The sequence below is a fragment of the uncultured Veillonella sp. genome, from assembly GCF_905209685.1.
Lineage (GTDB): Bacteria > Bacillota > Negativicutes > Veillonellales > Veillonellaceae > Veillonella.
The window spans coordinates 1-14245 of record NZ_CAJLUB010000006.1 but is presented as its reverse complement, the minus strand read 5'-3'; the positions used below and the strand labels follow the sequence as shown (position 1 = coordinate 14245).

11 protein-coding genes and 1 pseudogene are annotated in these 14245 nt (G+C 43.8%); 11 read left to right on the top strand and 1 reads right to left on the bottom strand.

The features are described 5' to 3' along the window. Positions 1-2 precede the first annotated feature (2 nt). The 5 genes from cobN to QZ055_RS01305 all read left to right on the top strand — a co-directional run bounded on the left by cobN (position 3) and on the right by QZ055_RS01305 (position 8063). On the top strand, positions 3-3626 hold the full coding sequence (gene cobN / locus QZ055_RS01325; RefSeq protein ID WP_295824138.1) for a cobaltochelatase subunit CobN: 3624 nt from the start codon (positions 3-5) through the stop codon (positions 3624-3626). A 1-nt stretch (position 3627) separates the two neighbouring features. Next, positions 3628-4539: an ABC transporter substrate-binding protein gene (locus QZ055_RS01320; RefSeq protein ID WP_270523663.1), complete on the top strand. Its 912-nt coding sequence runs from the start codon at positions 3628-3630 to the stop codon at positions 4537-4539. A 29-nt stretch (positions 4540-4568) separates the two neighbouring features. Then, entirely contained in the window at positions 4569-6425 is a 1857-nt protein-coding gene (locus QZ055_RS01315; RefSeq protein WP_005376461.1) for a TonB-dependent siderophore receptor, read from the top strand. A 166-nt stretch (positions 6426-6591) separates the two neighbouring features. Next, positions 6592-7908, top strand: coding sequence for a pyridoxal phosphate-dependent aminotransferase (locus QZ055_RS01310; RefSeq protein ID WP_005376509.1), 1317 nt, complete (start codon positions 6592-6594; stop codon positions 7906-7908). Between the two features lie 5 nt (positions 7909-7913). Beyond that, the gene (locus QZ055_RS01305; protein WP_005376489.1) at positions 7914-8063 is read left to right on the top strand and encodes a hypothetical protein; all 150 of its coding nucleotides are present in this window, start codon (positions 7914-7916) and stop codon (positions 8061-8063) included. A gap of 87 nt (positions 8064-8150) precedes the next feature. Here QZ055_RS01305 and QZ055_RS01300 read toward each other — a convergent pair whose 3' ends face one another. Beyond that, entirely contained in the window at positions 8151-8612 is a 462-nt protein-coding gene (locus tag QZ055_RS01300) for a helix-turn-helix transcriptional regulator (protein WP_295824132.1), read from the bottom strand. Between the two features lie 400 nt (positions 8613-9012). On the opposite strand from QZ055_RS01300, the gene QZ055_RS01295 reads away from it, so the two are divergent. The 6 genes and pseudogenes from QZ055_RS01295 to QZ055_RS01270 all read left to right on the top strand — a co-directional run. After that, positions 9013-10320: an FAD-dependent oxidoreductase gene (locus tag QZ055_RS01295; protein WP_295824128.1), complete on the top strand. Its 1308-nt coding sequence runs from the start codon at positions 9013-9015 to the stop codon at positions 10318-10320. After that, complete coding sequence (locus QZ055_RS01290) at positions 10317-10595, top strand: Ferredoxin-like protein (protein ID WP_024065077.1); 279 nt, start codon at positions 10317-10319, stop codon at positions 10593-10595. Before QZ055_RS01295 ends, QZ055_RS01290 begins: the two co-directional genes overlap by 4 nt. A gap of 4 nt (positions 10596-10599) precedes the next feature. Next, positions 10600-11586 (top strand): electron transfer flavoprotein subunit beta/FixA family protein, encoded by a 987-nt coding sequence (locus QZ055_RS01285; RefSeq protein ID WP_295824126.1) that lies wholly within the window; start codon positions 10600-10602, stop codon positions 11584-11586. Beyond that, positions 11586-12587, top strand: a complete 1002-nt coding sequence (locus tag QZ055_RS01280; RefSeq protein ID WP_295218660.1) for an electron transfer flavoprotein subunit alpha/FixB family protein — start codon at positions 11586-11588, stop codon at positions 12585-12587. Before QZ055_RS01285 ends, QZ055_RS01280 begins: the two co-directional genes overlap by 1 nt. Positions 12588-13073: 486 nt before the next feature. Then, a complete protein-coding gene (locus tag QZ055_RS01275; protein ID WP_295824124.1) occupies positions 13074-13832 on the top strand; it encodes an SDR family NAD(P)-dependent oxidoreductase in 759 nt (252 codons plus the stop codon). A gap of 91 nt (positions 13833-13923) precedes the next feature. Then, positions 13924-14245, top strand: a pseudogene (locus tag QZ055_RS01270) (hypothetical protein); the annotation flags it as partial.

Genomic DNA, 14245 nt, shown 5'->3' with positions numbered 1-14245 from the left:
TCATGAGTCGTCTCATGTATATTTCTAATTTAGGAAAACAAATCCAATATATAGAACAGGCTGTTGCCACCTATCCTGAATTAATACAGGGTGAGGTGGACATCTGTAATATGAAAAAACAGCCCCTTTGGGATGAGGATTTTGAAAGCCGCCTACGCGCTGCAGATGTCGTTCTCGTAACGAATATGGGGGTTGGCTTAGATTCGCCATTTTTAGAACGTCTAGAGCGTTGGCTGTATGCGCATCATCCTAAGTATTGGATTGATGTGGTAGAGCCTAAGAAAACAGATATTCTCTATCGCAATATAGACGAAAATCAACGGAGATTTCTTGAAAGCTATCGCCGCACCAGTGGCGTCATGAACTATGTGCGCCTTATTAACGGTGCTTTCAGTACAAAACCGATCTCCGAATGGGAGGAACCTGATCACATTCCGTGGCAAGCCATCATGGGCCGCGATGGAAACATCTACGAAACCTATGATGAGTTCATGGATGCCGAAGGACATCGGGATTGGCCGTCCATCGCGGTGTATTTCTATCGCGACGAATGGATTATGGGGGATATTTATTACCAACAGGCCTTGTTTGAAGAGATTTATAAACATGGTTACAACCCAATTATCTTTTATGGGCAATATGGTTCCAATCCTCGTGTAGGCATTCCGAATATGAAGCTGTCCATGAATTACCTTTTCGGTAAGGACCAGTTCCCCTTTGACGTGCTCATAAATACTTGTAAATTCTCCTATCAGTCCTTAGGGGCGCAAACTTTGGAGGAATTAAAGTTACAGGATGTGCCTATCATTCAGGGCTATACCATATACATGGATGAGAAAACCTGGGCTGCAGACCCGCAAGGCGTGACGCCTTTGGACGTGAATTTATCTATATCACAACCTGAGCTCGATGGCGTCATTCAGGGGGGCGTCGTGGCGTGTCAAACCTTTGATGAGCGTGGTCACTATGTGTATCTACCTGTAAAAGAACGCATTGCTGCTATTGTAGAGCGGGCCATTAAATGGTCTAAATTACGACATATTCCAGTATCGGAGCGAAAGGTAGCTATTATCTTGCATAACTATCCGCCTAAAAATTCCAATATTGGGTCCGCTGCAGGACTTGATACACCTGAATCGGTACGACGACTATTACAGCGTATGCAAGATGAGGGCTATACCGTAGATACTGTGCCAGAAACGAGTGCAGAGTTGATGGATATAGTCACATCTCATATGACGAATGACAGGTCTATGCTCACTGATGAGCTCTTAGCTTCTGCAGAAGGGCGTTTGAGTAGTGCTGATTACAAAGCATATTTTGAAACGCTGCCAGAAGATACGCAAAAGTCTATGATCGAGTCTTGGGGCGCGGCGCCTGGAGATGTATTCGTCTACGATGATGAGGTTATTATCCCTGGATTTTCCAATGGGAATCTATGGATTACAGTGCAACCACCTCGTGGTTTTGGGGAGAATGTATCTGCCATTTACCACGATCCCTGTTTGCCACCACCGCATCAGTACTTGGCCTTCTACCATTGGGTTCGGAACGTCTTCGAAGCAGATGCAGTCATCCATGTAGGAACTCATGGCTCCTTAGAATGGCTTCCAGGCAAGGGAGCAGGCCTCAGTGCTAGTTGCTATCCTGAAATTGGTATATCCTCGTTACCTAATATTTACCCGTACTGGACGACTATCATAGGTGAGGGGATACAGGCTAAACGGCGCAGCTCCGCTTGCTTAGTAGGGCACCTGTCGCCACCGATGACGACGGCTGGTCTATATGATGAGTTTGAAGAACTAGAAGCCTTACTCGATGAGCATAGTCATTTTGAGCAAGAGCATCCTGAGAGTGTATCGGATATAGAGAACGTGATTCGAGAGAAAGCCATGGCGTGTCATCTCATCGATGAAGAACAAGGCGCTGCAATGGGGATGGACGATCTTATTACAGCTGTCCATGAAAAGTTAAGCGACCTAAAGCATATGCAGATGAGAAATGGCTTGCACATTTTAGGGCAGGGACCTGAAGGTGTAGAGCTAGAGGAATTTATTACCGCCATTGTACGGACGCCACAAGGGGATATTGCATCGGGTCTTGAAATCTTAGCCGAAGAATTAGGTTATGATTGGTCCTATATAGAGCAACATGCAGGGGACGTAAATGACGAGGTGATTCGTTATAGTCACATCATTGATCAAATTTGGAACGAACTGCGTGCGTTTGTAAGGTATGTGGTGAATACACCAGATTATACAGTACCAGAACGGCTAGCGCCTTTGGCCGCAGTCATTGTGCGCGAGTATATACCTAAATTAGGGCAAACAAAGAATGAGGTTACATCCATTTCGCAGGGCTTGCAGGGAAAATATGTTGAACCCGGCCCTGGTGGAGCTCCTTCCAGCGGTCAAGTTGATGTATTGCCTACGGGGCGTAACTTCTATGGCCTCGATGAACGGGCACTACCCACAAAGATTGCTTATCAGCTAGGGATAGACTTGGCAGACCAAGTCATTGCTGACTATATCTTAAACGAACAACGGTACCCTGAAACGGTAGGCATCATTCTCTGGGCTAGTAGCAACTCTAGAAGTCACGGCCAGTGTTTAGGGGAATTTCTTTATTTATTGGGCGTTCGCCCTAAATGGCAGTCCAATGGTCGCATTTCAGGCCTAGAGGTGATTCCTTTAGAAGAATTACAACGACCTCGTATCGACGTAATGGGTCGCATCAGTGGCCTCATTCGAGATATGATGCCTACTGCCATTAGTTGGCTCGACAAGGCTGTTGAACTGGTGGCAGACTTAGATGAACCACTAGAAGATAACTATGTGAAAAAGCATATTCACGATGATGTAGATTGGCTCGTGGAGCAAGGTGAGGATCCTTTGTTGGCTACTAAAAAGGCGCGACTCCGTATCTTCGGTGACCCGCCACAGGCCTATGGCACCGGTGTAGGCGCCTTGATAGAAGGTAAAAATTGGCAATCCGTAGAAGATATTGCGCAAGTGTATAGCAAGTGGAGTAGCTTTCATATACACAAGGATATTCCTCAGGATATGAGGCTATTCCAACGTCGATTAACGACCATGGATGTGACCATTAAAAATGAAGATAATCGAGAAACGCATATTCTGAGTGCAGACGATTATTATAGCTATCATGGTGGTCTCATTGCAGCCGTGCGGACTGCAAAGGGCAGTGCGCCTCGCGCCTATGTGGGGGATAGCACCGACCGTAGCCGCGTTGTGATGCGGTCCTTGTCGGATGAGCTGCGTCGCGTTGTGCAAGGGGAAACACAAAACCCGAAATTCATTCAAGCCATGATGAATCATGGTTACAAAGGTGCATCGGATATGTCCAATGTGGTATCCCATAGCTTTGGCTGGGATGCGACGAGCGATATAGTGCCCGATTGGGTCTATGAAGGTTATGCTAACAAGTATGCTTTAGATACAACGGTGCAAGACTGGATGCGTGATGTAAATCCGTGGGCCTTGCAGCGCATTGCGGAAATTTTGTTAGAAGCCGCTCAACGTGGCTACTGGGATGCATCTCCAAAGATGCTAGAGAATTTGCAGTCCTTATATATTTCCATAGAAGGTGTTATAGAAGGTCGTTAGTATGAAACAAAGAATATCTATTATATGTACCATAGTCATGATGGTACTTCTGGTGTTCGGCTGTGGTCCTAAACAGCTGGGAACTACGGGCGCTACACATCAGGTGACGGATGGTACCGGCACTGTTGTTACGGTGCCGACTGAACCTAAGCGCATCGTTCCTATCGCTGCTAGCACAGAGGATATAGTCCTATCCTTGGTTGATCCAAGCCGCGTAGCCGCTGTTGGTACGGTACCTAATAATGTGCCCGACGCGTCGGCTAAGGTAGAGAAACATGTGAAAGCATCTGCTGAGTCCATGCTCTCTGTACAGCCAGATTTAGTATTAGTACCCAATTGGATGTCTCCAGATGCGATTGGGGAAATGCGCAATATGCAGATTCCTGTTTATGTATATAAAACGCCTACTACGGTACAAGAAGCAAAAGCTACTATTCATGAGATTGCCGGTCTATTACATGCATCTGATGAATCCATGATTGCCAGCATGGATGCAGATTTGAAAACTGTAGAAGAATTGACCAATAAGCATAGTGGAGAACGTCCTTTGGTGGCGTTTTATTCCCAATTTGGTTTAACAGGCGGCAAGGGTTCAACCTTTGATGATATGTGTAACTATTTGAAGGTAAATAATGCAGCCACTCAAATAGGGTTAGGCCCTTTTGATAATGGGACGAGAGAGGATTTAATAAAATCTAACCCTGATATCATTTTTATTCCTTCTGTGGCCTATACATCAGATGGCACTACGCCAGCAACGGCAGAGCAGCTTTACTCTGATCCTGCTTTGCAGGGCGTTAAGGCCATCGCCAATCGTCGTGTGTACCTTGTAGATTCCTCGCAGGTTATGAGTTATTCTCAATTTATGACTCGAGCAATGGTATCTATGGCACAAAATATTTATAGTATGTAATTTATAGTTTGATGTGTGTGGAGGTTTTTATGAAAGTATCAAAGAAACAACGTTTATCTCTATATGTGGGATTAGCTCTTGTATTTGGTAGCACTATTAGTGCACCTAGCGTATTAGCTGCTGATGCACAAGATTCTCATACCATTGTCGTTACTGCAACGCGTAGTGAACAACAGCTTTCACAAGTACCAGCTAGCGTAGGTGTAGTCACAGGCGATGATATCCGCGAACGTCACGCAACTAACATGAATGAAGCGATGCGTATTGTACCAGGTGTAGATATCAATACGTATGGTGGTGGCGTAGGTTACACGAATTCTAATGCGTTCCGTATCAATGGTTCCGACCAAGTACTATATTTAGTGGACGGCATCAATATGGGCGCGGCTGGTGTGAATCCACCGATGACAATTTTGAAAGATATGTCTAGCATCGACCGTATTGAAGTACAACGCGGTGCCGGTTCTACATTATACGGTTCTGGCGCTATCGGTGGTGTTGTGAACGTAATCACTGCAAAACCTGAGGAAGGTGTTCAAACTAAGCTTCGCATGATGGGCGGCAGCAATGATTTAGAACAATACGCTCTCTTGAATGAAGGTAGTAAAAAGGATTGGTACTGGCGTGTAGGGTACCAAAAAGATATCATCGGGTCCTATAAAGATGGTCATGGCATACGCATTCCGCAACATGGCAACAGCCATACTGGTTCCTTCATGGTAGGCAATAAAATCAATGACAAAAATGATGTGAAGGTATTCTATGATACATATCGCGGTGAGGCGATGTACTCTGACCATATGGGTGCCCTTAATCACATTCGTTACGGTACAGAAGCAAGTGATTCCTTCCGTGCAGTTTGGAATAATAACATCAACAAACGTTGGAGCCATCAATTGTACGTATTAGATAATCATTATAAAACTAAATATGATGGTTATTTAACAGATATTAAGACTCGTGCGTTTGGCGATCAAGTGACGTATAAAGCGAAAGATCATACCGTAGTTGGCGGTTTTGATTGGCGCCAAGATAAGGTTGTTAACATGGGTGGTATCAAGCTTACGAATACGTCTTATTTCCTTCAAGATGAGTGGAAAGTGGCTCCAAAATGGACGGTAACACCAGGTGTTCGTGTTGACCACCATTCTGCATTTGGTACACATACATCGCCATCCATTAGCGTTGGCTACGATGTGAATGCTAAAACGAATGTATATGCAGCGTATAAAGAATATTTCTTGGCCCCTACACCTTACCAACTCTTTGATGGCACATATGGAAATCGCAATTTGAAACCTGAAACAGGTCATGAATGGAGCGTAGGTGTTCATCATAAATTCGGTAAAACTTGGAATAGCAATCTCAGCTTCTTTAGTCGCAGTACAAAAGATAAAATTGGTTGGGCAACAAATCCTGCGACGGGTACAGTTCAATATCAAAACTTTGATACAGAAAAAGCGCATGGTATCAATGCAGATGTACGTAAACAGTTAACGAAACATTTATCTGCCCGCCTCGGTTATACATATACTCATATTGATGCTACACCAACTCGCAAAGCTAATCGCGATGGGTATGTGCCTAAACATGCAGTTAATGCAGGTCTCGATTACAATGATGCTAAATGGGATGCTCATTTGGATATTCGCGGTGTCATCGACCGTCCAGGTCCTGCGGCTAATATCTTCCCTCGTACAACGTATTGGATTACTGATATTAGTGCTAACTATCGCGTGCGTGAAAATGTGACTGTATTTGGTCGCGTTAATAACCTATTTGATACATACTACGCAGAACAATCTAACGTACGTTGGGGTAATGCAGGTGATTGGTGGCCAGGCCAAGGTCGCAACTTCCGCTTAGGTGTTGAAGTTACCATCTAATTCATCGCATAAGTAAAAAAACTGATAAGGCTGTAAGCTATAATGATAAAACTATAGATTTTCTCTTGTAAAAGCACTATAATAGAATGTATCTATATATATCAATGTATGCGTATTACAGCCTTATTTTTGTGTAAGGCGTTTATTTAGAGGAGTTGGATTCTGTATGGAACTACCGGTTTTATCCCCGTATATGATGGCTCGCAAGCCGTCGGGGATCCGCATGGGGCAAATTAAATTTTTAGAGCGAAAGAACCCACCTATTTTAGTTAACGGTTCTATTGGTAATGTTATGCGTCCTATGCATCCCGCCATGCAGCGCCGACTATTTACTCTAGGCGGACCAAATAGTCCTTTCAGTACAGGCATCGTACCCTATGTACCAACAACGGGTACCGATGAATGTCGTGAAGCATTCTTGCATATTTTGCGTAGCCAAGGTTTCGATACAACAGGCCTTAATGTACTCGTTACAGATGGTGCGTCCATGGCGATGGAAATCATCATGCTTGGCGTTTGTGGCGGTGCAGGTGAAGAGGAACGTCCTCTATTGATGTTCAATCCGTCCTACACGAACTACGATGCGGTAGGTCATCGCATTGGTCGTAAAACGGTAACCGTAGAACGACGCCTGAATGAGAATGGTGAATTTGAATTGCCATCCATTGAAACCGTGGAAAAACGTATTATAGAAACAAAACCAGGGGCATTGTTGATTATTCCTTACGACAATCCAACTGGTCAACTATTCAGCAAGGAAACTTTGATTGAATATGCATCTTTGTGCGTAAAATATAATTTATGGATTATTTCCGACGAAGCCTATCGTGAATTGGCCTACGAAAAAGGCAAGGAAACATCTAGTATTTGGACATTGACGAATAAGGATGTACCAGGTATCGAAGGTCGTCGTATCAGTCTTGAAACGGCCTCTAAGGTTTGGAATGCTTGTGGCCTTCGCATTGGCGCCATCATTACAGACAATGCGTTGTGCTATGAAAAATCTGTTGCTGAATATACGGCGAATCTCAGTGCTAATACGCTTGGTCAATATATTTTTGGTGCCTTGGCTCATGAAAGCCACGCTGATCTTCATAACTGGTATGAGCAACAACGTGATTACTATCGCGAAATGATCTTTGAACTTCACAAGGGATTTAAAGAGGTAGAACCAGATTTCATTATCTCTAATCCAGAAGCGTCCATCTATTTCGTTATCGATGTACGCAATGTAGCAAAACCTGGCTTTGACGGCGTAGAATTTGCTGCTTGGTGTGCTGAACACGGCCGTGTGACCTTGGATGATGGCAATGACTATACATTGCTTATGGCTCCACTAAACGGATTCTACAGTGGTGCCGATAGGGAACACAATCCTGGTAAGACACAACTTCGCATATCCTTCTGCGAAAACCCAGATCTTTTAAAACTAGCGCCTGTATTGCTATCTAAACTATTTAGAGCATACGAAGCACAACGATAAATAAAATGGATATAGAACTATATGCTGCATTAACAGACTCTATTGAGTATGCATTAGACGAGGCTGATTCTGCAGCAAAAGAAAGTAAAGTTAGATTCTCTGGCACCGATGTTTTTCGTCGCGTAAGGGAGAGAATCGATGGAGCAGAAAAATAAATGTAAAAGGAGCTATATTGCTGAGGATACCCTCTAGCAGTATAGCTCCTTTATTGTTCCCTATAAAGCAATGATAGGGAGTTGTGTTTAGGTATTATCTTTTTCATAGTCTAGTCCCTTAGTAGATATGCCTATGCTTTGTTGTTGATTTAGCATAGAACTATCCTCTGTTGATGGATAGGATGTGTCGTCTAAGGTTACTGTTTCCAACAATTTGTCGATATTATCGGCTTGGATGTATACTTCTTTGTTGTACCATTCGCCAAACTCGCGGATAACTGTTTCATTGCGCCTATAATAGGTGTATTGGTCAATTTTTCGCGATTCCACAAGGCATGCACGCTCTAACATAGTCATAAATGTAGATACAGACGATTGTGATACACCACAGCGTTTTTGAATACTCTTAACGCTAACGCTGTTTGGAAAATCGATGAGAGTTTTAGAGTGTACTTGAACACCGAATTCTTGCTCTGGGTGCTTTAGCCACAATATAATATCTAACCGATGTGGATTGGATAATGCTTTCAGAATTCTTTGCGGATCCATATGGCCTCCTTGAGGTAAATACCAAAATGTTGAGTGCCTTACTTTGACCGTGGTCTTGCATTATGCGGTCGTATTATATACGCGTCTTGCTCCGTATAGAGATTATTACTTACATTTATCATACGCTAATTTTTATGGGTTGGCAATGTGAACTGCCAAAATCTTCCACCGGCCGGGTCTGACTTCGCCCTTCGGGCTACGCAGGGCCAAAGTCAGCTTTTGGCAGTCCCCATTGCCTCTCCAAAAACTTTAGGTGTGAGAGGGGAAAGGCCCCTTTTTTATTTTCTTATAAAATTTTCATGTACATGTGCTATGTTAAAAAGGTATTTTCAATCTGTATCGTGAATATATAATATATAGACTTATGTAAGTTAGGCTTTCATAAAAAGGAGCTGAGTATATGGCAATAGATCGAAATGAGAGATTTGACGTTATCGTCGTGGGGGCAGGGCCGGCGGGTGCTGCAGCGGCGTTACGTTTGGCGGAGCAGCGTGTGAAGGTGTTGGTCATTGAGCGCGGGATGGCGCCAGGTGCTAAGAATATGATGGGTGGTCGTATTTATACGCATTCTCTAGAGAAATTGGTACCGGATTTTAGAGATCGTGCGCCTCTTGAAAGAAAGGTGACAAAGGAACGCATTTCCATCGGCGCTGGCAATGAGATGACGACCATTGAATATAGTTACCAAGATGTGAAAGAAAATGAAGAATCCTATGTTGTGTTGCGTGCTAAATTCGATAAATGGCTGGCCGAAGAGGCTGAGAAGAAAGGGGCTTTGCTCGTTTCTAATGTACAGGTAACGGAACTCATCACCGAAGGGGAAGGTAAAAAACGTCGCGTTGTAGGTGTACGTTGTCACGATGATGAGGTGTATGCAAAACTCGTTATCATCGCTGAAGGTGCTAACACAGTGCTTTTAGAAGAGGCTGGTTTAACTGGCCCGACCGATCCTAAGACGATGGCTGTGGGTGTGAAAGAGGTATATAAATTCAAAAAAGAGGACCTCGAGAATCGCCTTATGTTATCTAGTGATGAAGGCATGGCATGGCTCACGTTGGGCGATATGACAGATGGTCTACTAGGCGGCGGCTTTATATATACGAACAAGGACAGCCTTTCCGTAGGCATGGTAGTAGGCCTTGAGGACATCGGCTTGGCGGATAAATCAGTTGACGAAATGTTGGAGGCTTTCACCAGTCATCCTAGAATTGCACCGCTTTTGAAAAATGGTCAATTAAAGGAACATAGCGCGCATCTTGTGCCTGAAGGCGGTTATAAAGCGATGCCAAAATTGGGCGGCAAGGGTTACATCATCGTTGGTGATGCGGCGCGGATGTGTATGAATCTAGGGTATACGATTCGTGGTATGGATCTGGCTATCGAGTCCGGCATGTGCGCGGCTGAGGCGGTCAATGTGGCGTTACGCGACGAAAATATGGACCGCGTTACTAAATTGTACGAAAAACAAATCAAGGCATCTTGGTTGCGTCGCGATATGAAATTGTATAAAAATATGCCGAAATTCTTGGCCTCTAATCCGCGTATTTTTAATGAGTACCCTGTATTTGTAAACAATCTTATGCGTGATGTATTCACCGTAAATGGTGATGGTGCGGTGCCATTGATGAAAAAATTGTTACGCCGCGTCAAGGATGTAGGCCTATTCAGATTGATTCGTGATGCATGGAAAGGGGTGCGTTCCCTATGAAATTAGAAGAGCGTTTGGGCGCCAATAAATATTATGTAGATGAAACGTCTCCTCATATCTTGGTGGATGGCGCTGGTTTTAGCCACGAAGAGAAAATGAAACTCGTAAACGGCTGTCCTGCCGGTCTATATACATTACAAGAGAATGGCGATTTAGCCTTTGATTTCGCTGGTTGCTTAGAGTGCGGTACATGCCGCGTTCTTTGTGGTGAAACAATCGTAAAAACATGGAAATATCCGCATAACGCTAAGGGCGTAGAATTTAGACAGGGGTGAGTGTATGGAGTTATTAGTATGTATCAAACAGGTTCCAGATACATCTGAGATTAAGCTGGATCCGGAAACAAATAATCTCATCCGCACAGGCTTGCCTAGTATTGTAAACCCTGACGATATGCATGCGTTAGAGGCGGCTCTTACGGTGAAAGACCAATATGAAGGTAGTCGTGTGACCGTTTTATCCATGGGCCCTCCACAGGCTGAAGAAGCGCTTCGCCAGTGTTTGTCCCTCGGCGCCGATGATGCAGTACTCGTTACAGATCGCGCATTCGGTGGTGCCGATACATTGGCTACTAGCTATACCATTGCGTCTGCCATCCGTCATATTCAACGGACTATGAACCGTCAATTCCAAATTATCTTCTGCGGTAAGCAGGCTATCGATGGCGATACGGCACAAGTAGGTCCTCAAATTGCAGAGGAACTCGGTATGGCACAAGCTACCTATGCCTGTGAACTATCCGTTGATCAAGGTGCGCAAAAAGCAGTTGTGAAACGACAACATGAAAATGGCTATGAAATCGTAGAGGTTCCGTTGCCATTGCTTGTAACAGCAACAGCTGAACTCAATGAACCACGCCAACCAGGTCTTTGGAGCTCTATTTATGCGAAACGTTATACCATTTCTCATATTACATTGCGCGATATGCCAGATATTGATGAAAGTCGTATCGGTCTTAACGGCTCCCCTACGCGGGTGCGCAAGGTATACCAACCACCTCTTCGTGGCAAGGTAGAAATGTTGCCATCCATCGAGGAAGGGGCTAAAAAGGTTCTTGAATTGGCTTATCATATTAAGCCTGAAAAATTTGCTCATTTATTGGTGCCAAATGATGCACCTGTTGATGTAGTTGAGGATAATGATGAGGGCGTAGATGTAAAAGATCCTGTACAACGGGCTGCATCTGTTGAAAGCGTGTCCCCTAGTGAGTTTAAGGCGGTAGCAGCTGCCAAAGGTGATGAAGGTTCTAAAGGAGGTGACCGGTAATGGCCGTAACAAATTTTGATGAATATAGAGACGTCTTTGTTGTAGCCGATACCATCGATGACGTGGTACATCCGGTTACGTATGAACTAATCGGTCAAGCTCGCCGCATTGCTAAGGAATTGGGCCAGCTAGTTCAAGTTATGCTCCTTGGTGAGCATGTTCAAACTGAAGCAGAGGAACTGGTAGCACATGGTGCTGATATTGTTCACGTTTTTGAAAGTCCCCTTTTGAAATACTATACAACGGATGGCTACACTAAGGTGTTAACAGACTTCTTTGAGGATCACAAGCCTAATATCCTCTTAATTGGTGCCACTAACAATGGCCGTGACTTGGCGCCTCGCATGTCTGGTCGTATGCAAAACGGTGTTGTTGCGGACTGTACAATCTTGACAGTAGATACAAATGAAGGCCTTGTTGAATGGACACGTCCTGCCTTGGGCGGCAATATTTTGGCGGAAATCATTTCTCCAAACCATCGTCCTCAAATGGGCTCCGTACGTCCTAATGTATTCAAAAAGCCTGAACGTATTGCAGATAGCTGGGGCCGTATCCAAATTGAACAATTTGATCTCAAGCCTGAAGACATTCGCATGAAACGCCTCGACTTCATTCCGTTCAGCAAAGATGGTTACAATATCCAAGAAGCGGATATCATCGTAGCTGGTGGCCGTGGCATGGGCTCTAAAGAAAACTTCGATAAACTTTACGAACTTGCTGAAGCTATCGGTGGCGTAGTAGGTGCTACACGTCCACTCGTTGAAAAAGGCTGGATTGAATTGCCATACCAAGTAGGCCAAACAGGTAAAACTGTAAGCCCTAAACTATACTTGGCATTTGGTATCTCCGGCGCTATCCAACACGTGAGCGGCATCTCCGGTGCTGACACAATCGTAGCTATTAACAACGATCCAAACGCAGAAATCTTCCAACATGCTAACTATGGCATCGTAGGGGATTGCATGGAAGTGTTAAATGATATGTTGGCGCATCTGAAATAAAGCTATATAACTGATTACAAAGGATTACCGTCCCGAAAGGCTCCATAGTGACCTAAGTCGCTTCCGGAACGGTAATCCTTTTTCATTTCTATGCGCTTTTCCTTCAGATGCGTCAATATATCATTTGGGGGAATGGAAAGAGTGGTACGCGTAGCGCCCAAGGCGGCTTCGAATAGGTATCCCTATTTATTTTCTAGCTACAGTAGAGCTCAAATATCTTTGCCTTACATACTAGATGCGTCAGCATATCATTTAGGGATTAGTGAAAGGCTCCATAGTGACCTAAGTCGCTTTCGGAAAGGGTATCCTCTTTTTATTATCATATCCCTAAATCCATAAGCCACTTTATGTATTCTTTTAAATCCTATCTGCGCCTATGTATACACTATTTTTGTTGTTTATAGGTGGTGGGGTAGCGTTTTTTGTTTTTTATAATGGTATAATGAATTTATTAGAATAGAACGGATTGATGATGAGGAGGCTTTTATGGCTCGTAATGTTTTTGTCACTGGTGCAACGTCTGGTATTGGTCTTTGTATTGCTGAGGCATATGCCAAGTATGGGGATAATGTGTTGATTTCTGGTCGTCGTGCTGAGTTATTGGGCGAGGTACAGGCTCGTTTGTCTAAGGAATATGGCGTACGTGTTGAGACTTTGGTTCTTGATGTGCGTAGTCGTGAGGATGTTGAAAGCAAGGTTCCTGCAGCTATCGAGGCTTTTGGTGGCGTTGATGTACTTGTAAATAATGCCGGTCTTGCTCAAGGGCTTGATCCTTTCCAAGATAGCTCTGTTGATGATGCGGTGACTATGATTGATACCAATGTGAAAGGCCTTTTATATGTAACAAAAGCGGTATTGCCTTTCATGATTGATAAAAATGAAGGTCATATTGTAAATATGGGCTCTACGGCTGGTATTTATGCATATCCAGGCGGCGCTGTTTACTGCGCTACAAAGGCCGCTGTTAAGACATTGAGCGATGGTATTCGCATGGATACGATTGCTACAGATATTAAGGTTACAACTATTCAACCAGGTATCGTAGAAACACCATTTAGTGAAGTACGCTTCCACGGTGATGCGGAACGAGCAAAATCTGTATATGCTGGTATTGAGGCTGTTCAACCAGAAGACGTAGCCGATGTAGTATTGTATGTAACAAACCAACCTAAACGCTTGCAAATCTCTGATGTAACCATCATGGCGAACCAACAAGCAGCAGGCTTTATGGTGCATAAGAAATAGTTACTTGAAATCCTATATCAATTAGGGTATACTTGTTGAGTGCATTTTGATAAATATAATTTTACAAAACTTATTTTCGGAGATTGTTGTTATGACAACAAGGATAAAGATATTATTAGTGGCTTCTTTAGCATGGGCAACTATTGGTTCCTATAGCATTACTAATGCTCATAATCCATCCAATGGAGGCGATTCCATGCCTATGACTGGTGGAATCTCCGTTGAACCTGCAGAACCCAATTTTATTATGCCAAGTCCTGTACATGTGTTTACCACAGTTAAAGAAGCAGCAGAATATATGAATATAACACCACAGATGCCAAAGTTGTTACCTGTAGGATTTAATATTCAATCTGTTATAACCTTAGAGAAAGATATATTACAAGTTGTTTATGTCTATGAATCTGGTGCGG